Annotated in this window: 16 protein-coding genes; 3 read left to right on the forward strand and 13 right to left on the reverse strand. The window is 53.4% G+C overall.

Annotation, left to right across the window (positions count from 1 at the left end):
- Positions 1-65: 65 nt before the first annotated feature.
- From J2Z70_RS04095 to J2Z70_RS04150, 12 genes are all read right to left on the reverse strand, one after another.
- Positions 66-1,370 (reverse strand): ABC transporter substrate-binding protein, encoded by a 1,305-nt coding sequence (locus J2Z70_RS04095; RefSeq protein ID WP_245367970.1) that lies wholly within the window; start codon positions 1,368-1,370, stop codon positions 66-68.
- A 271-nt stretch (positions 1,371-1,641) separates the two neighbouring features.
- Complete coding sequence (locus J2Z70_RS04100; protein WP_209869702.1) at positions 1,642-3,285, reverse strand: 3-keto-alpha-glucoside-1,2-lyase-like domain-containing protein; 1,644 nt, start codon at positions 3,283-3,285, stop codon at positions 1,642-1,644.
- Positions 3,286-3,424: 139 nt separating this feature from the next.
- The gene (locus tag J2Z70_RS04105; RefSeq protein WP_209869705.1) at positions 3,425-5,194 is read right to left on the reverse strand and encodes a glycoside hydrolase family 2 protein; all 1,770 of its coding nucleotides are present in this window, start codon (positions 5,192-5,194) and stop codon (positions 3,425-3,427) included.
- Between the two features lie 168 nt (positions 5,195-5,362).
- The gene (locus J2Z70_RS04110; protein WP_209869708.1) at positions 5,363-6,301 is read right to left on the reverse strand and encodes an ArsR/SmtB family transcription factor; all 939 of its coding nucleotides are present in this window, start codon (positions 6,299-6,301) and stop codon (positions 5,363-5,365) included.
- 20 nt (positions 6,302-6,321) lie between these two features.
- Positions 6,322-7,047, reverse strand: a complete 726-nt coding sequence (locus tag J2Z70_RS04115; RefSeq protein WP_076081711.1) for an MOSC domain-containing protein — start codon at positions 7,045-7,047, stop codon at positions 6,322-6,324.
- Positions 7,048-7,215: 168 nt separating this feature from the next.
- Positions 7,216-9,159 (reverse strand): ABC transporter permease, encoded by a 1,944-nt coding sequence (locus J2Z70_RS04120; RefSeq protein WP_209869711.1) that lies wholly within the window; start codon positions 9,157-9,159, stop codon positions 7,216-7,218.
- Entirely contained in the window at positions 9,156-9,911 is a 756-nt protein-coding gene (locus J2Z70_RS04125) for an ABC transporter ATP-binding protein (RefSeq protein ID WP_036733135.1), read from the reverse strand. The genes J2Z70_RS04120 and J2Z70_RS04125 overlap by 4 nt, the downstream gene beginning before the upstream one ends.
- Before the next feature lie 98 nt (positions 9,912-10,009).
- Positions 10,010-11,014 (reverse strand): sensor histidine kinase, encoded by a 1,005-nt coding sequence (locus J2Z70_RS04130; protein WP_209869714.1) that lies wholly within the window; start codon positions 11,012-11,014, stop codon positions 10,010-10,012.
- Positions 11,011-11,700 (reverse strand): response regulator transcription factor, encoded by a 690-nt coding sequence (locus J2Z70_RS04135; protein WP_036733129.1) that lies wholly within the window; start codon positions 11,698-11,700, stop codon positions 11,011-11,013. Before J2Z70_RS04135 ends, J2Z70_RS04130 begins: the two co-directional genes overlap by 4 nt.
- A gap of 174 nt (positions 11,701-11,874) precedes the next feature.
- On the reverse strand, positions 11,875-12,471 hold the full coding sequence (locus J2Z70_RS04140; protein ID WP_209869717.1) for a hydrolase: 597 nt from the start codon (positions 12,469-12,471) through the stop codon (positions 11,875-11,877).
- Between the two features lie 27 nt (positions 12,472-12,498).
- Positions 12,499-13,707: a multidrug efflux MFS transporter gene (locus J2Z70_RS04145; protein WP_209869720.1), complete on the reverse strand. Its 1,209-nt coding sequence runs from the start codon at positions 13,705-13,707 to the stop codon at positions 12,499-12,501.
- 104 nt (positions 13,708-13,811) lie between these two features.
- Positions 13,812-14,645, reverse strand: a complete 834-nt coding sequence (locus tag J2Z70_RS04150) for a helix-turn-helix domain-containing protein (RefSeq protein ID WP_209869722.1) — start codon at positions 14,643-14,645, stop codon at positions 13,812-13,814.
- Positions 14,646-14,801: 156 nt separating this feature from the next.
- On the opposite strand from J2Z70_RS04150, the gene J2Z70_RS04155 reads away from it, so the two are divergent.
- The 3 genes from J2Z70_RS04155 to J2Z70_RS04165 all read left to right on the forward strand — a co-directional run bounded on the left by J2Z70_RS04155 (position 14,802) and on the right by J2Z70_RS04165 (position 16,644).
- A complete protein-coding gene (locus J2Z70_RS04155; RefSeq protein WP_076081715.1) occupies positions 14,802-15,038 on the forward strand; it encodes a DUF6199 family natural product biosynthesis protein in 237 nt (78 codons plus the stop codon).
- 231 nt (positions 15,039-15,269) lie between these two features.
- A complete protein-coding gene (locus J2Z70_RS04160) occupies positions 15,270-15,851 on the forward strand; it encodes a LysE family translocator (RefSeq protein WP_209869725.1) in 582 nt (193 codons plus the stop codon).
- Positions 15,852-15,867: 16 nt separating this feature from the next.
- Positions 15,868-16,644 carry a helix-turn-helix domain-containing protein gene (locus tag J2Z70_RS04165; protein WP_209869728.1) on the forward strand — a complete coding sequence of 259 codons (777 nt, stop codon included), beginning with the start codon at positions 15,868-15,870 and terminating at the stop codon, positions 16,642-16,644.
- A gap of 96 nt (positions 16,645-16,740) precedes the next feature.
- Here the strand turns inward: J2Z70_RS04165 and J2Z70_RS04170 are convergent, their stop codons facing one another.
- Complete coding sequence (locus J2Z70_RS04170) at positions 16,741-23,115, reverse strand: DUF8202 domain-containing protein (RefSeq protein ID WP_209869731.1); 6,375 nt, start codon at positions 23,113-23,115, stop codon at positions 16,741-16,743.
- Positions 23,116-23,588: the final 473 nt, after the last annotated feature.

A 23,588-nucleotide genomic window follows, 5' to 3' on the forward strand; every position in this document is an offset into this window, starting at 1 on the left:
ATCATGAGCCGGATTGGGACTGACCTGCCTCTGGCAGTAGTTCATCCCAATCCAGTCAGATAAGGCTAGTTCTCCAGCACTTCGTTAATCTGTTTCTCCAGCTTAGCCAGGCCATCCTCCGGCGTCTCGCTGCCAAAAATAATGTTCTGCAGTCCTTCGGAAACGGTGGTGATAATCGTCGTATATTTATCGGTCGGAGGCGCGAACTTCACTGTCTTCTGCGCCTCGATGAATTCGCTGCGGTAAGGCAGGCTCTTGTAGGCTTCGCTCTCTGTGATCTTGCTGTTCGCCGGCACATGGCCCGCCTGACCCCAGATCTCCCCGCCCACTTCGGAGAAGTACTTCATGAACTTGGCTGCGGCTTCCTGCTTCTCCGGCGTCACGTAGGACGGGATGACCAGCGTATGGGAGCTGCCCCAGTGCGTCTGGCTGCCGAAGATCGGGGGCAGCGGCATAGCGCCGATATGCAGCGATTCATCCCCCAGCAGCAGCCCTGCTTCCCATACCCCGCCGAACCAGAAGGCGGCTTTGCCGTTATGGAAGGTATCCCATGGTGTCTTGTCATTGAGATCGGCATATTTTTTATTGAAGACATCCATATAGAAATTCAGCACATCCAGTGCCTGCGGGTTGTTAATGCTCGCCTTGGTCATCTCCGGGTTCAGCAGCTCGCCGCCTGCTTCATAATACAGATTAAGGAACGGCTCCTGGAAATACGGGGTATTCACCGCCATCGCCTGGACATCCGGCACCTTGGCCTGAATCTCAGAGAGCGTCTTCTCGAAGCCTGCCGGGGTCATATCATCCAGCTTAGGCGTACCGTCCTCGTTCAATAGATTGGCCTTCTCCAGAATGTCCTTGTTGTAGTAGAACATGTGGAAATGGGTATCCAGCGGAACCGCGTAAGGCTTACCGTCATAGGATACACTCTTGATATTGGAATCCGAAATCTGCTTCAGATCAAAGCCTGCCTTGGAGGCCAGCTCATCCACCGGCACAATCTGCTGGGCCTTCACGAACGGCGAGATCCGCTCCACGTGGGCTACCGCAACATCCGGGCCCTTGGAGGACGACAACGCTGTGCCTAGCTTCGCGTAATACTCGTTGGATTCGAGACGGAGCTGTTTGACCTTAACCTCCTGCTGCGAGTCATTGTAGCCCTTGATGATCTGGTCCACGAATTCCCCTTCCCCGCCGCCGAACATATTCCAGAAGGAGATCTCCACCGGACTGCCGCCTGCGCTCTCTGTTGCTGCGGGCCCGTTCGATGCCTTGGCCGCTCCGTTCTCTGTATTTCCGGAAGAGCATCCCTGCAGGACCAGCGCCAGTGTCAGCCCGGCCGATACCACACTTGCCAATCTTTTTTTCATCCTCATCTGTACAACCCTCTTCTCCGTAAAGTTTGTGCGAGGAAAGCCGTCACACTTTGATGTAAGGGCTTTCTTATCTATAACTCTACAGCGAACACCACCGTGCTTGAACCGACAAACCGCCGTTCCTTGGTGAACAAACGACAGATGTAACCCGGCCGGAAGCCCTGGCAGGTAGACGATCTTACGCAGGGTGGAGAATCGACAGATCATGAACAGTCGTCTGCGCACGCAAAAAGGGACCTCTTGAGAGGCCCCCGTGAAATTCCAGTCAATTCACTGTAAAATTGTCAAAGCTGACACTGTTGCCGAAGCCGCCGCGAACACCTACTGTGCCCGAAGTAAAGACGGCATCATTCTTGTCAATCTTGGGCACCGTCATATCTCCCACATAAACCTTGATGTTTCCGTTATTGACCACAACCTTCATGTGGTACCAGGTGTTCACGGCAATAGGAGTATTTACGGTCTGGAGAGAGGTCCAGTTATTATTGAACCGTCCAAGCCACACCTCACCGGCAGAGTCAATCCCTGCTGCGTAACCCTTTTGCAGATCAGCCCCGGTCCCCGGACTGGTCACATTGAAGAGAAGACTGGCCTGGCCTGCATTATTCAGCCGGATGTCTCCCTCCAGCGTATAATTCATTTTGGAAGGATAAGGGGTTAACAGCGATTTGTCGGCATTCACTGAATTCAGGTTGTAGGTTCCGCCGCTTACCGCCCAAGTCCCAGCATAGCGGGCCCACCCGTTGTCATTCGCCGAGAAATCATTGCTGTACGTGCCGCTGAGCGTCCCGAACCGCACCTGGACATTATGCCCGCCGACACTCCGGTCCACCGAATTCACGAAGGCAATCTCATTCGCTCCCGTCTGGTACATCGCCGTCCACCATGAATTTCCGAATGCCGGAATATCATTATCCACCCAGGTGTTCCCGTAATCGTTGCTCAGGGACAGCACGTTGGAATTGGAGCTGAGCAGGAGACGCCCGTCCGCCAAGGACAGGATGTATGGTCCGCCTTGCTGGTTCGTGGAGACCTGGGTGCCGATGCCGCTGGACCAGGTTTTGCCGTCAGCACTTTTTTTGGTGAAAATTCTGCAGCTCTGCGTCCCGCACACCTCAAAGGCTACAATATACTGCCCGTTCGCCATCTTGGTCCAGACCGGCATCCCCGGACGCGCGCCTGAATTGGAGGGGTCCCAGGCGACATAGATTTCATTCCCCCAGCTGGCTCCCCCGTTGGTAGAGATCTTCTGGGAGATGATCTGGCTGTACGACGGATTCTCCGTCACATGCTTCTCGCTTGCATACATCACGGCGACCGAGCCGTCATTCAGGAGCTGCATATGCGGCTCGTACACGCCTTTGTCGGGATTCCCGAGCGCGCCGGGAGCGCCGTTGTTCTCGTCGATGGTGCTGAGGAAGCTCCAGTTCGCGCCTCCATTCACGCTTTTATACACTCTGAGCTTGTACGATTCCTGCCAGCGGACAGACCGCATCGCCAGCAGAATCTCGCCATTCGCCAGCTGGATAAGCTGCCCGTTGTCCAGGTCACGCCCATCCTCCCATAGGGTGGACATCAGCGACCAGGTACGGCAGTTGTCGGTGCTGCGGAAGACCTGCAGCCGGGTCCCGCCCCAGGAGACCTTGGTGTAGCCGTTGTTGTCGTAGATGGCAGCGACGGCCAGCCAGTCTCCGTTCGCCAGCTTGATCATCCGCGCATATTCCGCGCCGAAGGTTCCGGGTCTTAAGCCCCGGGCATCGGGACCGGCATCGGTGAACGTGTTGATATTGGTAATGGTGGAGGAACTCCCCCACACCACCGGTCCATTCGCGGCAAACACCGGGATGGCGGCAAAAATCAGCAGCAGACACAGGGAAGCGGACAGCGAGGTAAACACTTTTTTTAACACATAAGCCCCTCCTCTTAATCTTGAATAGGTGTAGCCTGTTGAACGCACTTATATGTAAGTGCTTTCACCAAAGATTCTAAAGGGCTTCCCATGGTCGTAGAACCGATAATTCACCGCTATTTAGGTCACAATGTTACGATTATTCCCTCGCCTGCCGGTTGATCTTACGAATCTCGTCCAGCGGAATCTTCGGTGTCCGGTCTGCCGTAAGTAGCCCATTCACTTCCTGCTGCACATCCGTAACCTGAGTATAGCAATAACCGCAGATGTAAGGTGTATCCTTGATCGCCTGCGTGATGCTGCGGAACCGTTCAATGAAGGCTTCCGTGCTGCTGACCTGCTCCCCATAGCCCCATCCCTCGCCGGTGTTGAAGGCAATGCCCCCGAATTCACTGACTATGACAGGCTGACCCCGGTATTCGTAGCCCTTGGCCATCGCGTATTTCCAGTTATTGAACGAGGAGCTCCCGCCAAGTACACTGCCGGAGTCTGCATAACGCGCAAGCAGCGCAGCACCGCTCTCCTCATAGTCATGCAGGGTAATAATATCGCTGATCGTATGCTCCCAGCCGTCATTGACGATTACCGGACGATCCGGGTCCATCGCTTTGGTCAGATGATAGATGCCCTCAGTGAATTGCTGCTGGTGCTTGTTCGTGTAGACCTGCGGAATCCCCCAGGATTCGTTAAAAGGTACCCAGGTGATCACCGAGGGATGATTATACTGCTGCCGGACAATCTCTGTCCACTCCTTCGTGAACTGCTCCACCGCCTCATCATTGAACTCATAGGTGGCCGCCATCTCCGACCAGACCAGCAGTCCCTTCACATCACACCAGTACAGGAAACGCGCATCCTCAATCTTCATATGCTTGCGTACCCCGTTGTAGCCCATCGCGAGAATCGCATCAATGTCAGCAATCAGCGCCTCCTCCGAAGGCGGGGTCAAATGGCTGTCCGGCCAATAGCCCTGGTCCAGAATCAGCTTCTGGTACACTGGCGTATTGTTGAGCAGGACTTTGCCGTGTTCGATGGAGATTTTGCGGAGTCCGAAGTAGGAGTAGACCTGGTCGATCATGTTGTCCCCTTCGTACAGAACGAACTCCACCTCATACAGCACCGGCGAAGCGGGCGACCAGGACTGGAGCTTCCACGGGCCATTCGCTTCATGGGTCAGCTCTACATCCAGCTGCTGCCAAGACCGGTCGATATGCAGCGAGACCTGCTTGAAGGTCTTCTCCTGCGTGCTGATCCGGGTCTCCAGCCGGAGATTCGGGGCTGCCACCTGAGCCTCGTATTCAAAGCGGACCGAGCGGTTATCGAGATCCGGAGTGATTTTGACAGACTTAAGATACGAAGGGGATACATACTCCAGCCACACACTCTGCCAGATTCCCGTGGTCTGCACATAGAAGCACTCGAAATTCTCATCCACCCAGCGCTGCTTGCCGCGTGGTTGTGTACAGCTCTGGCTATCCTCTGCCTTGACGGTCAGACGGTTCGGCGCTCCGGCACCTGTGTTCAGATAATCTGTGATATCCAGTGTAAAAGCCGCGTACCCGCCTTGGTGCCCCCCGGCATAGCTGCCGTTCACCCACACCTTCGCGATATGATCCACCGCCTGGAAATTCAGCAGCACCCGCTTGTTGCCCAAGGTGTCAGGTAGTTGTACCTCCCGCTCATACCATACATACGGATGGAACGTGGTCTCGCCGATTCCACTGGCCACCGTCTCATACGTGAACGGAACCTGAATCTTCAGATCGCCGTGCAGCTCCTCATGCCATCTCTCCCGCTCCCCCATGTTGTCATCGTCATACCGGAAATCCCATTCCCCGTTCAGGCTCTGCCAGGCGTCACGGACGAACTGCGGCCGCGGATAATCCTTGATATAGTGCCGGGTTGTCATTATAATGCGCACACTCCTTAATAACAATATTTTTGTTTTAATACAATAAATATGTATTAATTATTGCAGAATCCGCTGAAATGTCAATGGTGACGCCAAAAAGAACCTTCGCCGTAAGCAGCAGGTTCTTTTCCGCAAATAAAATCTTACATTCACCTTACTTCTAGACTAAGGCTCCACGCTATAAAAAATCTTCATCACCAGATCCTGCTCATAATCGCCGAATTTTTTGCCGAACAGGTTCATGCCGCCCTTGAAGACCGCATTCTCCTTCACGCCCAGCCGCAGATCCACGTGGTTCTGGCCGGTGAGGTTCAGCTGCTCCAGATTAACAGCAGATAGCTCCTGATGGTCGATAGTGCTGCGGGTATTATCTACGCTCCAGGTCTTGAGTGCGCCGAACTGGGTTCCCGTATCAATCCACCACGAGGGATTCAGCTTCCCGCGTCTGCCGCCGAAGTCGCCGGGCGAGGTCCAGGTCCCCACCTCCACTTGGTTAATCCACAGTGTGATATCCGAAGGCCAGTCATTCTCGTAATTCGGTGCCTCTGAGCAGATCTCCATGGAGAACTGAATCCGGTGAAGCACCGCTCCTTGTGGAATTTCCAGCGGATAGCGGTATTCGAGATACCCTTTGCGCAGCCAGAGCAGTTGGGCTTGTACCCTGTCCGGATGGAAAAATCCCGCCGGTGAATCCTCCGTTATAATCGGACCGTTCTCACTGACCATCCCGCAGGTAGGCGCCACTTCACAGGCTGTAAAATTGCCGATCGGCATGGAGATCTCATAGCAATATTCGCCTTGACCGGCTTGCAGGCGGCGCTGCGGGGCATTGATCGTGATCTTGATATCATCATAGATCCGGCTGCATACCTTCATCGCCCCGCGTGAAGCAGGCAGCAGCTCGGTCTCAATCAGCCCTGCCTGCTCCAGTACCTTCACGTTGGAGGCTGCCGTAGATACCGGAATTTCCAGCGCTTCAGCCAGCTCCGCTACATTCATTCTCCGGGTGTTAAGCAGCGCCAGCATTCTGAGCCTTAGCTCTGTAGAGAGCGCATGTGTCACCTTCACCAGCTCATCCGCATGCTCCATGGACAACTCCAGCATATCGTTCACCCCTGTCCAGCTTAGTTATCCAGCATATGAACCTGATCGCCCAGCCGAACTTCTCCCGTGCGGATTACAGAGGCATAGACGCCGAACTGCTGCTTAAGCTCTTTATATACTTGCTTCAGCAGCGAACTGTCCCGTTCCAGGGTATCCGGGTCTGTCGTAATCATTACGCAGCGCTCGCAATAGCTATCCACTTGCAGCACTGTACTGCCTATCGACAGACGGCGGCCGAGCCACTCTTCCTCCCCGAGCGAGTCCTCACTCACTTCCACGAGAAAGTTGCCGCGGAAGCGGCGCTGGTCAATTGGCTTGCCCCACATCGCCTCCAGCTTCTTCAAGCTCTTATCGGTCACCAGCAGAATACTTGCCCCATCTACCGATAATAGCTCCGGGTACTGCTCCTCCGGGTGTGGTGCCTTGAACGCAGACATCGTAATTTCGGTAGAGGTCAAACTCTGTATTTCGTCCAGCAGCTCCTGGTCCCAGCCGAACACCCGGCCATCCGCAGCCGTTACACGGATATCTTCCCCCGTATACTCCGCCTTATAGGACATCATCTTCGGAATCTTCCGGGCAGTGATATACTGGGACCAGTCTTTTTTGGTCATATCATAAAAGGAACAATACCGGTCCCCCTCCACTCCGTAAGATACAACCTTACAGGCCTCCAGTGCCTCCCCCGCAAAGGATTTTACCGGATAACGGTTAATCGATTTAATCTCCCCAACTGTAACTGACACGCCCCCACCTCTTCTGTCTATAGTCTGAAATTTCCTCCTTATTATACCATTATCGCTGCCTGTTTTGCGTAAGACAAGAGCTGAGCACTTTTGGATGAAATCAGCAGTAGTATAATCCTCTAAAAAGAAAAAGGACAGCCCCAAGGCTATCCTCATCATTACATATCTTTACAGTGACTCCCGGATTACCCGCTTGTAATACAGGACGGACAGGATGCCGAAGATCGAATACAGTACGGTATAGACCCCCATAACGACGAACATCGGAGTCAGCATTTCGGTCCCGAAGAAGAACCAGCCGGATTTCACCGCAAAGTAACTGTGGCACAGCCCGACAATCAGCGGAATACCGAAATTGAACAGCTGCTTGAACTGGATGCCGCGCAGGAGATCCCCTTGGGTGAAGCCCAGCTTGCGCAGGATCGTATATCCCTCCCGCTCCTCCTCGCTCTCATCCATCTGCTTGAAATAGAGAATACAGCCAGAGGTGATCAGGAACGTCAGGCCCAGGAAGCCGACAATGAACATAATGAGGCCCATATTGGTCCGCTGGTTGAACTCAAATTCATATTGCGAGAAGCTTTGCAGCTCCGGCTTCTGCTGCTTATAAATCTCATAAGCTTGCTTGGCCTGCGAGGACCCGGTAAGATTGATACCGTAATAGATTCCTTCGCCGCTCACTCTTTTTTGCTCATCCGGATCTTTATGCTGAAGCAATTCCCGGAAGACTGAATCATCCACCACGAACACCCCCAGAACACCTCCGCCAAAATAATACGGCAGAACAGTCTCTTCTGACAATCCTGCGAGCTGCTGCTTCATAACACCATCCTTGGTGGAGAAGGCGAGTTCCCCCTTGTTCTTGAGCTGATGCATGGTTTGCTTCGTAGTTGTATACCCCATAATCCGTACCTCACCCGGCTGCAAATCCATGTTTTTCAGACTGCTCTCACTAATCACGGTAGCCAATAGACTGGTGTCATTGTTGGAGAATTTGTTAGTATCCAGGACCTCCTTAAGATCCACCTCTACCTGCACCGTTGGAATCTCCAGAGTGGTATAACCTATGCCGGCCTTGTCGAGCGCCTCCCGGAATCCGGCCTCATCCGCCTTCTGAAGGAAGCCGTAATCATGCGGCGAGCTCTCGCGCGCGGAGGACTCCACCGAATAATATGAGATATAGCTCAGAGAGAGCAGGCCGATCGCCAGCGCGGATACCGTGGTGATGACCGTCAGCAGCAGGGCATTCGATTTCATCCGGAACATAATGGAAGAGAGTGATAATACCTCCCGAATGGACAGGTAGCCCTTCTTCCTGCGGCGGATGAGATTGAAGAGGAAGCTGACCGAGCCTTTGTAGAACAGATAAGTCCCGATAATCACCAGTGCGAGGATAGCAATCATCGCATACATCAATCCGCCCATACCCGTGAATTTGCCGCTGAACAACTCCCCGGAGATATAGTATCCTCCGCAGATACTGATCATCCCGAGCAGGCCAATCACAACCTCCCACAGCGACATTCTCTGAATGCGCGTCTGGGAAGTGGCCGTAGCCTTGAATAGCGACAGAATGCTCTGGGCCCGGATGAAGGTGTAATTCATAATCATAATCAGCACGTACACGGCGGCAAAAACCAGCACCGTCCGCTGCAAAGCCTCGGGGGAAAAGCGCAAGGCCGCCAGCTGTTCGACCTCCAGGATTTTGAACAGAATCATCAGGATCAGCCGCGACATCACGAACCCTGCACCAATCCCCGCGAACATCGATCCGAAATATAGAATCAGATTCTCGGCGCTCAGCAGCACGAAGATTCTGCTCTTGGTCAGCCCAATCAGCTGAAACAGCCCGATCTCCTTACTGCGGCGCTTGATGAAGATGGTGTTCGCATACAGCAGGAAGATGGCCACAATCGCAACCAGCAGCACCGAGGACGCGCCAATGGCTGCCTCGCCTTTGATTGAACCGCTGACCTCGTGCATGGCCGGGTCGAACTGCAGCGTCACGAAGGAGAAATACAGGGCCACACTGAAAATAAGAGCAAAAACGTAGAGATAATAGTTCTTAATGTTCTTTTTGAGGTTCCGCAGGATAATATAATTCAGACTCATTGCGTGACACCACCAAGTACGCCCTGGGTGCTGATAATATCACCCAAGAAGGATTGCCGCGATTCCTCCCCCTTGTTCAGCTGGGTGTAGATTTGCCCATCCCGGATGAACACCACGCGGCTGCAGTAGCTGGCGGCCACGGCATCATGCGTAACCATGACAATGGTAGCTTCACGCTTGCTATTCATGGCAGCCAGCTTGTTCAGCAGATCGGACGCAGATTTGGAATCCAAGGCTCCTGTCGGCTCATCGGCAAAAATAATACTCGGATCATGCACGAACGCCCGTGCCGCAGACGTACGCTGCTTCTGCCCGCCTGAGATTTCCGCCGGATATTTATCCTTCAGCTCATAGATTCCCAGCTCGCCCGCTACCTGGTCGAATTTCTGGTGCGCCTCCTTCTTGGACATGCCTGTAATCGATAGCGGCAGCATGATGTTCTCCTTGACCGTCAAGGTGTCGAGCAGGTTATAATCCTGGAAAATGAACCCGAGATGATGCTTGCGGAACTCGGCGAGCTGCTTCTCCTTCATCCCGGTGAATTCCTTGCCCTCAATTTCGATCGTGCCCTTGCTTACCCGGTCAATGGAGGACAATACGTTCAGAAGCGTCGTTTTGCCGGACCCGGACGGACCCATGATTCCGACGAACTCGCCCTTGTCCACCTGAAGATCAATACCGCTCAGGACTTCCTGTTTATTGAATTTGTTGCCATAGGTTTTATAGATTTTGTTAGCTTGCATGATAAGCATCTGTTCCCCACTCCTTTTCTATAGCTCTATCATAAGCGGGTGGATGATCATTTTCCTGCGCTTCGCCGAACAAATGGAACAGGCATGTGACACTATTGTCACATGCCTGTTAGCCGCTGAAAGTCATTCTCCCTTGGAAAAGTTAGCGTAAACACACTCCCCTGCCCAAGCACGGAAGCAGCGTGAAGTCTGATCTGCAGCGGCTCCGCAACCTGCCGGGTCAGATATAGCCCCATGCCGGTGGCTGCCCCCTCCTGGCGGAAGCGCGATGAGGTGAAGCCCCTATCATAGATGCGCGGCAGATCCCTGGGATCTATCCCTTGTCCGCTGTCTTCAATGACAAGCACGACATGGCCGCCCTCTTCTCGGCTCCGGATCAGGATATCGGAGGCTTCGCTGTATTTCACTGCATTGGTCAGGAGCTGTCTGAGCATGAAGGCCAGCCATTTGCCGTCTGTCAGCACGGTCTCAGCATCAAGCTCTACGTCGAACCCGATGCGTTTGGAAATGCACCAGGATTTCAGTGCCCGGATCTCCTTATTAAGGATAGGGGCAAGACTGACCTTTTCAATGAACAGATCATTACGGATGAAGGGAATCCGCTTCTGATGCAGCTGCTGGTCGAGCAGATGGTGAATCCGCAGCCATTCGTACATCATCTGTCTTTGCAGGGTCTCGTCCGGCAGGCGCTCTATCATGAGCTGCATGGCAGTCAGCGGGGTCTTGACCTCATGGATCCAGGCCAGCAGCTCGTCCTTCTCCGATTCCAGCAGCTGGACATTCATGAAGGATTCGCGCTTGTAGCGGTCTGTCTGGGCGCTTACCGCCTCATGGACCAGCCGCTCCATCGGACTACCGGGATCGAGGACCGCCTGAAGCTCATAGATCTGATCCCAGGAGGCAAGGCTCTTGTAGAACCGGGTCTCCCGGGAATAGCGCAGGAAGACGAAGGCCAGACAGAGCAGCGTATTCAGCAGTACAATGTATAGGACTGGCAGCAGCGGTATGGCAGAGTCAATAAAGGCCACGAAGATAATAATCACCTGGAGGGCGGCCAGCAGGAGCAGCCAGCTCCGCTTCTCGGTGATATATTTCCTTATCATTCTGCCGCCTCTTCAGTCGCCATATACCCTTGCCCCACCTTAGTCTCTATGTAGGCATCCAGACCGAGCGGCTCCAGCTTCTTGCGCAGCCGGTTCACGTTCACAGTCAGCGTATTATCGCTGACAAAATGCTCGTTGTCCCACAGGCTGGTGATGATCTCCTCACGTTCCACAATACTGTTCTTGCGCTCCAGCAGGATTTTGAGAATCATCATCTCATTCTTGGTCAGCAGGGCTGCTCCCCCGCTGCCCGTGACCGTATTCTTCACGAACTCAATCGCCGCTCCGCGCCAGGTCTTCAGCTCCGTGCCTTCCTTGGCGTAATTATAGACCCGGCGTAGGGTAGCCTGAATCTTGGCAATCAGCACCTCGAAATGGAACGGCTTCTGAATGAAATCATCGGCCCCAAGCTGCATCGACATCACCATATCGCTAGGATGGTCCCTGGAGGAGAGGAAAATAATCGGCACCTTGGAGTGGCTGCGCAGAATCCGGCACCAGTGGAAGCCGTCGAACTGCGGCAGCTGGATATCAATCACTACCAGGTCGGGCTTTACCTCCGAGAACTCCTGCAGTACCTTACCGAAATTTGTAATCCCGTATACCTCATAGGACCATTGGGCAAGCCTCTCCCTGATCTCCCCGAACAGGGTGATATCATCTTCGATTAGCATTATTTTGAACACAAAGGACTCTCCTTCAGAAGAAATACTATCGGACTATTATACTTCACATCGCTGAATTGACAAAGGTTGGGACATGTCCCTTCTTTCCTGGTCCAGAACCGCAGGGAGCTTCGATTTATCTTAAGTGTACCTCAAACCGCCGCAATCCGTTAAGTTGAAGATGTACCTTATGGCTTATTTCAGTCCTGCTGCGATTTCTTCGCTAGTCCGGATACGTCCTATTCGCGGGAAGATCGTCCGGCAGACATAATCATGCTCTTCCCTTGTGCTTGCTGTCATCGCGTCCTCTGCGAATACTTGCTGATAGCCCAGCTGATAGGCTTCTCTGGCTGTAGTATCCACGCCAATGCTGGTGGAGATGCCGCAGAGTACTATACTCTGAATTCCGCGGCGGCGCAGCTGCAGGTCCAGATCGGTGCCGAAGAAGGCTCCCCATTGCCGTTTCGTAACCGTGTAAGTATTCTTGAATCCGGCAATAGCCGGTACAATCTGATCCCAGCCTTCAGGATAATTCACCGGTGCTGCTACGGAATCGGTCACAGGTCTGACCATATCCCTGCCATCCAGGCTGGATACCCTGACAAGCACCACAAAGGCTCCTTTCTGTGTAAAAGCATCCACCAGCTTTACCGCATTCCCTATCACCTGATCAGCTGTATAAGGAGCAGCCTGACGGCCGCTTGCGGCGATGCCGTTCTGCAGGTCAATCACGACTAACGCCGATGTGGCCGCATCAAGGGTTAATGCCGCTGTTTCATCCAACTCTTCCATATCCTTCACTCCTGTTGGTTTATAATTTTATTCTCCTGCTGCCAGACGGGTGGCGTTCAGCTTCCGGTAGACTTTGAAGTATACCCATATAGCATTCATCAGCAGCAATCCGCTCGTAACTATAAATACATACCGCGTGCCGAAGGCCGCAGCCACTTGTCCGCCCAGCACAGAACCGCCGAAGACCCCCAGATACCCTGCCGACATATTGAGGCCGAACACTCTGCCGGTCAGTGCCTGCGGGGTGATCTTTTTGACGAGAATCGATACCGAGGGGACCAGCCCGCCTGCCGCTAAGCCCAACATAAAACGCAAACCCATCAGCTCCCAGGGACTCCGGACAAAGGCTTGCGGGATAAAAATCAGTCCGGCCGCGATCAGGGCGAACAGGATCACCTTATGCGCCCCGATCCGGTCCGAGAGCCGGCCGAGTCTTGGCGCAGCCACAATATTGGCCAGCCCGGAAGCGGAGAAGGTGAGTCCTGAGATCAGCGCCACATGGCTGGCGGTCCGGGACAGCTCGGTTACATAGACCGTCATGATCGGCTCGATCGAGTACAGGGCTACCGTCAAGATGAAGAAGGTTACGAATAGGGTAAGCGTCAGACTTTTCTGCGGAACACTGTCCCAGACATCCTTCATGCGCAGCGTCTTCGTGTGCTCACGGGTGAATGATTCCTTCACGAAGGCCAGTGTCAGGGCAAAGACCACCAGCATCAAGGCGCCGGTCACAAAAAAAGTATTCTGCACCCCCAGATTCTCGGCGGTAAAGCCGCCGATCGTCGGGCCCAGCAGAGAACCGGCGATATTCGCCGTGGACAAGGTGCCCAGTGCATACCCTGCGTTCTCCTTATCGGTCTGAGTGGCAATCAGTGTCGTGCAGGCGGTGCCGTAACCAGTAATTGCCCCCTGCAGCAGGCGCAGTATGATTAAGGTATACACATGATGCGCAAACCCCATGCAGCCGATAACGAGCGCCATCCCTAGACTCGTCCGCAGCAGCATCGTCTTGCGCCCCACCTTGTCTGCAGCCATTCCCCAGACCGGAGAGAAGATCGCGGATATAATATAGGTAATGCCAAAAGCAAAACCGGACAGCTGTGCAACGGAGCCCGCATGTTCCACTCCCAGCTGCCGGATATACAGCGGCAGTACCGGAGCAATCTGGCTCATGCCTACGCCTGTCACGAACATGCCGAACCAGCATACGATTAGGTTTCTTTTCCATACCGGCATAACCATAAGCCTTCCTTCTGTTATGAATCAGCTCTTGTGTGTGCGCACTTCACAATAACATCCTCATGTTATCAGCCGGAATGGCTTAAATACCATGCATTATTTTAAACTCCATGGACATTTTTGCTGTAGAATTCGGAAGGGCTGATACCCTCCATCCGCTTAAAGATCCGGCTGAAGTAGAATTCATCGGTATACCCGAGCTCCCCGGCGATTTCTTTTACCTTTTTGCCGCCGCCTTCGAGCATCAGCTCCTTAGCCTTATCTATTTTGATTCTGCTGAAGAATTCTATTGGAGAATAGCCGGTGATCCCCTTGAATGCCCTGGACAAATACGCAGGTGACAGCTGTACCAGCCCGGCCAGCTCCGGCAAAGTAACGGTAGTGCAGACATGCTCCTGCATGTACCCGATGAGCTTCTCAACCTTCAGGGAGGTGGAGAAATTCTGGTGATTCCGCTTGTTGTTCTGGTAAATGGCAATCAGGAGCTGCTGCAGTGCTGTCTTCGCGGCAAATTCATATCCGGGCAGCTTGGCATTCCAGCCTTCAACCAGCCTGCTGAAGCTCTCTTCAATCTGATAATAATCCTTCAGATCCTGCGCGGTGTGCAGGGGGAGCGTCTCCGGCTGTTCTCCCAGTGACCACTGTCCCTCCATCAGCTGGACCTGTGCATAACTGAAATGTACAGCCAGGAAGCAGATCGGGTCCTCCAGATCGAACTCTATCGAATGAAATACACCGGGGCGGATATAGAACAGCATTCCTGCCCTGAACGGATGCTTCTTATGGTCCACCATCACACTGCCCCGTCCCCCAATGACCAGGATCAGCTCATGATGATCAAGGGTCCGGGCAATCCGCTTCGAATAGGTCCGTGTATCCTTGAATCTTCTGAAGTTGCAGTAATGGATATGAAAAAAAAGATTGCTGATGTTCATTTGTCCCTCCGTATGTTCAAGTTCAATCTATATAGTTGAAACAATGCGCTTCACTCGCTAGTTCAGTGCATTCATTTTTGCTTATTATAAAACTTTCCTAAGCCAAGTGACGTATTAGTTATTAACGGCTGAAATTTTGAACATACAGGGGAGCTGATGATCATCGGAACTTTTGATGGAATTATCATATTGCTGTTCGGAATCGGAATCAATGCGTTTGGACTATATGTCCGCCGGAATCCCACCTTCACCTGGCAGGCGAGTGAGAGCTGGAAAACGAAGGGCGACGGGGAGCCCAGTGACGCCTATATCAGCTCCATGCGCTTCAGAGGGGCAGTTGCCCTATGGATCGGATCCTTCGTTATGGTAATGGGGATATTGAACCTGTTGTAGCACTCCCTTATAACGGAGCAGCTTCGTCAGACATTTCCTGCCTGATTGAGTAAAGGGACTGTCTCAAAAGTAGTTTTTCTACGAGTAGAGACAGCCCTTTCTCACTTCCAAAACCCGTCTACCTTCTTGTTCAAATATTTATGATTTATTTTCTGCTACCCTGCAATAATGTACTATAGCCATTCCCGGTACCGGTGTATATTCATGGAACTACTTACACCGGAGGTCATCATGAATATTCTTTCCTTTATCATCTATTGTATTGTGGTTACCTTCACACCCGGTCCGACCAATATTGTGATTCTATCCTCTGTACAGCACCACGGGGCCAGGAAAACAATGAGATACGTCGGCGGAGCCACACTCGCCTTCGGACTGCTCCTTGCCGCATCCGCTCTGCTGAACCGCCTGCTTGCTGATATCCTTCCGCATATTCTCGGTGTCATGCAGATCATCGGCAGCCTGTACATGCTCTACCTCGCTTATCAGGTGTACAGGATGGGCCGTTCAGAAGCAGCAGGCCAGCAGGCCTCCGGCTTCCTCTCCGGGCTACTGATGCAATTTGCCAATCCGAAGGTGCTGATGTTCACGCTGACCGTTATCCCGAGTTATGTCATGCCCTACTATAGCTCGCCCGCAGCTTCCTTCATCTTCGTCATAGTCATTACGGTGATCGGTTTCCTGGCTTTTACGGCCTGGGTCGTGTTCGGCTCCGTATTCAAGAGCTTTCTGCAGCAGCATCAGATACTGATGAATAGTATAATGGCTCTGTTTCTAGTATACTCTGCTGTAATGGTATCCGGAATTTTATAGAACGGCGGTGGTCAGGGTGGAGCAATTCAATTACAGGAAGTCTGCCGAGATCCTCGCCTTATCGGCCAGCATGACGGATTTCACCTACAAAAAGCATTGCCACGAAGAATACGCCGTCGGCGTTACCCTGCGCGGCATTCAGCAATATACACTGGACGGCAGCTTTCAGGCCTCGCACAGGAATGGGGTCATGCTGTTTAACCCGGAGCAGCTTCATGACGGCAGTTCTTATGACCGGGCCGGCATTGACTATGTCATGCTGTATATCAAGCCTGCCCTGATGGCAGAGATTCTGGGCAAACAGGAATTGCGTTTCGCCGCTCCTATCGTATATGACAGGGAGCTGGCGCAGAGTATCTGTAATCTCAGTCACGCTGTCCAGAGCGGGGCCGACGAGTCACTGGGCAGCGAAATGCTTATTCAGCTGGTTAGCCTCTTGTCCCATACGGAAATACAGACCGCGCAGCGGATTGACAATGCTTTTGTCGCCAAAGCCAAAGAAATGATGTACTTCAGCCTGGACCACGTACTGAAGCTCGACGACCTTGCGCGGGAGTTCAACCGGTCCAAATACCAGTTCATCCGCGAGTTCAAAGCCCATACCGGAACCTCACCCTATCAATTCTTCCTGAACTGCAAGGTCGAGCATGCCAGACAGTTCATCGAGAAGAATAAGGATATCTATGCCGCTGTGGCCGAATTCGGCTTCACGGACCTGACCCATCTGAACCGGCATTTTAAAAGTGTGTATGGCATCACTGCCCATGAGTATATGCTGCATCTGCAAAATTAAGCGGGGGCCTGTTTAAAAGATCTCCTGTTGAAGCATTCCAATAAAGAAGGGCTGCCCTCGTCATTTTCATGACTTGGACAGCCCTTCTGTTTTTAGTTATAACTTGATCATCGTCTCGCCGCCTTCTGGCCGGCTGGTGAAGCTGTGCTTGCGGGAAGCTTCCTCAATCTGATAGAACGCCCAGTGGATCACTGGCACATCGGACCATAACTGCGAAGTTTCTCCGTATAGCGGACCTCTTTCCAAGACCCGGTTAAATACAGTAACTCCCTCGGCACGGGTCAAAGCCTTGTTAGGCTGGAAGCTGCCATCCAGCATGCCTTCCATATAACCAGCGTCTTTCGTCCGACCGATTGCTTGCTCTGCCCAATGACCAAGAGCGTCGTTATAGCTGTGTTTCCCTGTGCCCGTGAGTGATTTCCAGCGTGCAATGACAACTGCCATTTCCGCTCTGGTAATGCTCTGCTCCGGTCTGAAGCTTCCATCGGTCATGCCCTTCATAAGTCCGGCAGCAGTAACCTGACGAATGGCTTCTGCGGCCCAGTGGCTGCCTGCTACATCCGAATAACGGGCTGTCCCTGAACCCTGCAGCTCCAGCACCCGGTACAGAATCATGGCTACCTGCGCCCGGGTCATCGCGTTCTCCGGCTTAAACGTTCCGTCCGGCATGCCTACCATATAAGCTTGGTGGCTTTCGGCACCCCCGTTATCCAGATTAAGAATGGTGAAGGTGCTGAACTTCCCGATGGTGAAGGTCAGGCCCAGCTTGTTATCTCCATACGTTACAATTGCGGGCTTCACCAATTCCCGTTCTCCGTCACTGTGCTCAATGAACACAGCCAGCTTCGACAGATAAGCTTCCCTTGCACTTGCCTCTGCCGGTACATGACTGCTGTCGAGCGGCAGGGTGATTGTTACCGGGCGGCTAGTCATATTGGTCTCAATCGTAATTGGACGATCCACCACGTAGACGTTGCCGTTGTTCAGTACCTTCCGGACAATCTCCTCTGTTCTGGCCCTTTCTTCTACCTGCTTGCGCTCGCTTTCCTGTTTGACAGGAACGAGGTGGAAATACAGATTCGGATTCAGTCCGTTAAGCGAGGCATTCGGAATGGTAATGATTCCGTTATCCGTATAGATTTCCAGGTTGAGTCCGGCTTCCTGCACAGCCTTCACTGCCGCATCCGGCAGCGCCACACGGACATCTTTTACGACATCCTGTTTGTCCGGAATGACAATGCGTACGCTTGGAGAATGCGCAGCCAGGGTCTTTTCAACCGCTTCAAGTGCTTTGGCCGTTGTAAACGTCACTTTATCGCTCTTGCTGCCATCATTGTTTGTCGTTCTTTCAATTTCTGTTTTGGCAACAATTCCATAGCCTATGGCCTCAACATCTACTGTTATTCTCTCTATTACCGGTAGGGCCGGTGTAGGCGTATTAGAAGGAACATAAGGCGTCTGGGAAGGCTCATTAGGCTCAAAAGGCGCGGATTGGCGTCTCACGGTAACCGTGTACGTTTTTTCGCTGCCATCCGTTTCCCGAACTACAATGGTTACGGTATTATCGCCTACATTCAGTGTCACCGCAGCACTTGCTTGCCCCGTCCCGGCAGCCTGGCCGTTAACCGTAATGGCCGCGTCCGGATGAGCGGCTGCCAATGCCAGTTTAAGCTCGGAGACATTGTACTCCACATTAAGACTGTATTCGTACACGCTCGCCGTCACATTGGGTTGAATCACACCAGCAGATGGCGCAATGCTTGCCAGACCGCTCTTCGGAACCAATGCCCGGTAAGCCGCCTGCAATGCTTCCAGTGCTGCGTCCACTTCGGCCTGCGTGGCAGTAGCACTTGCCAGTACTGCTTGCGCGTCGGTCAGCATGGACTCGTAGCTCGTCCAGCTTGCTGGCGTGTAGGTCTCCTTGTCCAGAATAGCGGACAAGTCCACTTCCGCTTGCAGCTTGCTCTTGTCCACTACTGGCACCACTGGTTTCAGCACCAGCGCTTCACGCGCTGCCATCAGCTCCGCCAGTGCCGCGTCCACTTCGGCTTGCGTAGCTGTCGCACTGCCCAGCACCGCTTGTGCGGTGGTCAGCTTGGACTCATAACTCGTCCAGCTTCCCGGTGTGTAGTCTTCCTCAACCAGCGTGGAAGACAGATCCACCTCCGCTTGCAGTTTGCTCTTGTCCACCACTGGTTTCAGCACCAGCGCTTCCCGTGCTGCGGTTAGCTCCGCCAGTGCCGTGTCCACTTCGGCCTGCGTGGCCGTGGCGTTACCCAGCACCGCTTGCGCGGTGGTCAGCTTGGACGCGTAGCCCGTCCAGCTTCCAGGTGTGTAGTCTTCCTCGTCCAATGTGGAAGACAAATCCACTTCCGCTTGCAGCTTGCTCTTGTCCACCACTGGTTTCAGCACCAGTGCTTCACGCGCTGCGGTCAGCTCCGTCAGTGCTGTGTCCACTTCGGCTTGCGTAGCCGTCGGACTGCCCAGCACTGCCTGCGCGGTAGTCAGCTTGGACTCATAACTCGTCCAGCTTCCCGGTGTGTAGTCTTCCTCTTCCAATGTGGAAGACAAGTTCACTTCCGCTTGCAGCTTGCTCTTGTCCACCACTGGTTTCAGCACCAGCGCTTCACGCGCGGCCGTCAGCTCCGCCAGTGCCGCGTCCACTTCGGCTTGCGTAGCCGTGGCGTTACCCAGCACCGCTTGCGCGGTGGTCAGCTTGGACGCGTAGCCCGTCCAGCTTCCCGGTGTGTAGTCTTCCTCGTTCAGCGTGGAAGACAGATCCACTTCCGCTTGCAGCTTGCTCTTGTCCACCACTGGTTTCAGCACCAGCGCTTCACGTGCTGCGGTTAGCTCCGCCAGTGCCGTGTCCACTTCGGCTTGTGTAGCCGTCGCACTACCCAGCACCGCTTGCGCGGTGGTCAGCTTGGACTCATAATTCGTCCAGCTTCCCGGTGTGTAGTCTTCCTCGTCCAATGTGGAAGACAAGTTCACTTCCGCTTGCAGCTTGCTCTTGTCCACCACTGGTTTCAGCACCAGCGCTTCACGCGCTGCAGTCAGCTCCGCCAGCGCCGTGTCCACTTCCGCCTGCGTAGCCGTCGCACTTCCCAGCACCGCCTGCGCGGTAGTCAGCTTGGACGCATACCCCGTCCAGCTTCCCGGTGTATAGTCTTCCTCTTCCAATGTGGAAGACAAGTTCACTTCCGCTTGCAGCTTGCTCTTGTCTGGTTTCAGCACCAGCGCTTCACGCGCTGCCGTCAGCTCCGCCAGTGCCGTGTCCACTTCGGCTTGCGTAGCCGTCGCACTACCTAGCACTGCCTGCGCGGTAGTCAGCTTGGACGCATAGCCCGTCCAGCTTCCAGGTGTGTAGTCTTCCTCGACCAGCGTGGAAGACAGATCCACCTCCGCTTGCAGTTTGCTCTTGTCCACCACTGGCTTCAGCACCAGTGCTTCACGCGCTGCGGTTAGCTCTGCCAATGCTGCGTCCACTTCGGCCTGCGTGGCCGTGGCGTTACCCAGCACCGCTTGCGCGGTAGTCAGCTTGGACGCATAATCCGTCCAGCTTCCAGGTGTGTAGTCTTCCTCATCCAATGTGGAAGACAGATCCACTTCCGCTTGCAGTTTGCTCTTGTCCACCACTGGTTTCAGCACCAGTGCTTCCCGTACTGCGGTCAGCTCCGCCAGTGCTGCGTCCACTTCGGCCTGCGTGGCCGTGGCGTTACCCAGCACCGCTTGCGCGGTAGTCAGCTTGGACGCATAGCCCGTCCAGCTTCCAGGTGTGTAGTCTTCCTCGACCAGCGTGGAAGACTGATCCACTTCCGCTTGCAGCTTGCTCTTGTCCACGACTGGCTTCAGCACCAGTGCTTCACGCGCTGCCGTCAACTCTGCCAGAGCCGCATCCACTTCCGCCTGCGTAGCAGTCGCACTTCCCAGCACCGCCTGCGCGGTGGTCAGCTTGGACGCATAATCCGTCCAGCTTCCAGTAGTATAGTCTTCCTCGACCAGCGTGGAAGACAGATCCACCTCCGCCTGCAGTTTGCTCTTGTCCACCACTGGCTTCAGCACCAGCGCTTCACGCGCTGCGGTTAGCTCTGCCAGAGCCGCGTCCACTTCGGCCTGCGTAGCCGTCGGACTGCCCAGCACCGCCTGCGCGGTAGTCAGCTTGGACGCATAGTCTGTCCAGCTTCCCGGTGTGTAGTCTTCCTCGTCCAGCGTGGAAGACAGATCCACTTCCGCTTGCAGCTTGCTCTTGTCTACTACTGTAATCGTTTTGGAGGCCAAGCTGGTTTTTCCATTTTTAGCCGAAGTCACTTCTACCGTGTATTTGCCATACGGCAGTGCCGCTTCCGGCTTAAAGCTCCATGTGCCATCCGCATTCACAGTAACTGCAGGAGTCCCGATGGTTTGACCATTCTCGTCTTTGATGACTGCCGTTACTGCAGCTCCAGGATCTGTCGTTCCCTGGAACTCCGGCTTGGGATCGGTTACCGTCTCCCCGCCCGGAGCTGTGATCTCAATTGCGGGCACCGGAAGATTAACCGTAATCCCCTTGGCGGCAACTGCAGATTTCACACCTTTGGTTGCTGTCGCCTCAACGGTGTACTCCCCATCGTATAAGTCTCTGCCCGGGGTGAACGACCATGTCCCGTCCGCTTCAACGACAGCATTTCCGCCTGCGCCAGTTACGATCTGTCCATCTTTATCCCTGATTACAATTGCTACGGCAGAACCCTCTTCAGCCTCTCCTGTAATCTCAGGTTTAGGTACATTGACCGGACTTCCCGCAGGCTGGGTGATCTTAAGTGAATCAATGAATTGATCCCTTGGACTCACCGTAAACGGCTTAGCAGGGGCTCCGTAAGTGCTCTTGAGCGAACCCGTGCCATCATAGGCTACGGTAACCGTTTTCCCTTTAACGTCCGTTCCCTCAGGCAGCGTCAAAATCAGCTTCTTGGAATCGGCAGAGTCCACTCTGTAGGGGAGGCTGCTTATAGGCACGGCTGCGCCTCCAATCTGAACACTGAAGCCTGCCAGATTCGCCGTGGTCATCTCCTGGTCGAAGGCCAGAACGATCTCATGCCCATCCTCCGCAATTTGTTCCAGCAGAGAATACTGAAGCTCAGGAGCCTCTGCCGCAAAAGTGAAGTATTGTCCATCCTTGAGCGTCACCTTAACAGCATAGTGTGCTGTATTGCCAAGTATGATGGGACTCAACTCATACTCGGTGGCTTGTGAGAAATCCGTATCCGTATCACTCACTAGCAGCTTTACCGTTTCCGGAGCAGCCGCCGCAGGAATGGCGATCTCCACCTCTCCAACATTCCCGTTATTCTGAACCTTCCAGATCCGTTCGGCCTGATACCAATCTGTCGATCCAAGCTGCTGCGTGAACTTAAGCGGCTCACCGTTATCTCCCCAGATCAGGTATTGCCCGTTGGCAAGCGCAGCCGTATTTCCGCTGTTTGCTTCAGCAAGTCCGCCCAGACCGATTGCGACTTGTGTGTCTTTATTAATGCTTCGGCTTTGCTTCTGGTTCAAGTCCTCCAGATTATCTCTGCCGAGGCCCGCCACATTGTGATGGTATGCCGCATTGGCCGTCTTACTCCACAGCAGTGTACCATCTGTACCAATATAATCATGGTTTAAGGTGATGCCATATTTTACAGCCAGATATGTCTCAATCTTCGCTGCATCAGCACTTGTGATGGTGTCATACAAAATAATTTCCGCTACTTCCGCCTGCAGACCTGTCCAGTTATTACTATTGGGTGCATTCGTAGCTCCGATCACAGGCATGAACGTGAATGGAGTAAAAGTTGTCGATTGAAATCTCACATTTTTGTTCTGACCATCAATACTGGCAGTATGAGCTGTTTCTCCTATTTCGTAATTAATAAGCTGGTAACGATCCCGTATATTGGAACTAGCGTAGCTATATACCTTTTCTCTACCAGGACCATTACTAATATCTGATCCATATCCACCCATAACGATAACTCCGTTGGAAGGTTTAAGATCGGAACTGCCTACGAGAGTGCCTGCACTTCCCGCTTCAGGCCATTTGTAAACGGCATATCCGGACTGGAATGTTATATTTTTATCACCGAGTAATTTCGCCGATGAATTATAATGGGACCAGTTCGCCGGATTCGCAAACTTCACACTCGGATTAAAATTCACTCCGCTTTCATTGTACTGCGGTACTTTTGCCCCATTAGGAAGGTCGAGTGTGAACGCCACAGGGTTCGGAGAACGATCCTCCCAGCCGGTTAATCCTCCGTTTTCGGCTGCCGCCCCATCATCAGCCTTCAGCCATAATACCGGCTCCTGAATGCTCCCGCCTGGAGTACCGCTGGCCGCTTCTGCCTTCGACGGTGCACCTGCCGCCGAGAAACCGCTGGCCACCAGTGTCAGCGACAGCAAGGCTTTTGCCGGCCTGCTCCACCAGCCTTTTCGTTTTGCATGAGATTCCATTGTTAACTTTCCGCCCCTTCTATAGTCCTTGTCTACAACTCGAGGAGCTAAAAGGCAGACGGTTCCTTTTGGTAAATCACCATCTCGAGTTCCAAACAGAACTCTTTGTAATAGAAATACAAGTCTGGCCATTCGAAATCTGCAAATTTCTGAATCCATATGCAAGCTATGCTATCTTCCGTCAACAACAGTGCTGACCTCTTCACTACCAGCACTCCAAGATCGCTCTCTGAATCCCTCCTTTGGCTTGCCATGTAAGAACTGCTGACAGTCTGTCAGACTGCTCAAGGGGAGAAAACTGACGTTCAATCCCTGCATTCAACGGGCGCCAGTTCCCGGACCTAAGCTATCCTGGCACACAGAGTTGTGCCTCCAATCATGTTAATAAGGGCATGTGAACAAAATCTGAACATTTTCGACAAAATGGCGGTTTTTTATACCAAAATCTCATATCACCCTATGAAATATGCGCT

Source organism: Paenibacillus silagei (assembly GCF_017874735.1).
In the GTDB taxonomy this organism is placed as follows: Bacteria; Bacillota; Bacilli; order Paenibacillales; family Paenibacillaceae; genus Paenibacillus_AQ; species Paenibacillus_AQ silagei.

What these genes read in the sequence shown, in the direction of transcription:
- J2Z70_RS04095 (WP_245367970.1), bottom strand. Translation starts at nt 1,370, where the DNA reads ATGAAAAAAAGATTGGCAAGTGTGGTATCGGCCGGGCTGACACTGGCG.
- J2Z70_RS04105 (WP_209869705.1), bottom strand. Translation starts at nt 5,194, where the DNA reads ATGACAACCCGGCACTATATCAAGGATTATCCGCGGCCGCAGTTCGTC.
- J2Z70_RS04110 (WP_209869708.1), bottom strand. Translation starts at nt 6,301, where the DNA reads ATGCTGGAGTTGTCCATGGAGCATGCGGATGAGCTGGTGAAGGTGACA.
- J2Z70_RS04120 (WP_209869711.1), bottom strand. Translation starts at nt 9,159, where the DNA reads ATGAGTCTGAATTATATTATCCTGCGGAACCTCAAAAAGAACATTAAG.
- J2Z70_RS04125 (WP_036733135.1), bottom strand. Translation starts at nt 9,911, where the DNA reads ATGCTTATCATGCAAGCTAACAAAATCTATAAAACCTATGGCAACAAA.
- J2Z70_RS04130 (WP_209869714.1), bottom strand. Translation starts at nt 11,014, where the DNA reads ATGATAAGGAAATATATCACCGAGAAGCGGAGCTGGCTGCTCCTGCTG.
- J2Z70_RS04140 (WP_209869717.1), bottom strand. Translation starts at nt 12,471, where the DNA reads ATGGAAGAGTTGGATGAAACAGCGGCATTAACCCTTGATGCGGCCACA.
- J2Z70_RS04145 (WP_209869720.1), bottom strand. Translation starts at nt 13,707, where the DNA reads ATGCCGGTATGGAAAAGAAACCTAATCGTATGCTGGTTCGGCATGTTC.
- J2Z70_RS04150 (WP_209869722.1), bottom strand. Translation starts at nt 14,645, where the DNA reads ATGAACATCAGCAATCTTTTTTTTCATATCCATTACTGCAACTTCAGA.
- J2Z70_RS04155 (WP_076081715.1), top strand. Translation starts at nt 14,802, where the DNA reads ATGATCATCGGAACTTTTGATGGAATTATCATATTGCTGTTCGGAATC.
- J2Z70_RS04160 (WP_209869725.1), top strand. Translation starts at nt 15,270, where the DNA reads ATGAATATTCTTTCCTTTATCATCTATTGTATTGTGGTTACCTTCACA.
- J2Z70_RS04170 (WP_209869731.1), bottom strand. Translation starts at nt 23,115, where the DNA reads ATGGAATCTCATGCAAAACGAAAAGGCTGGTGGAGCAGGCCGGCAAAA.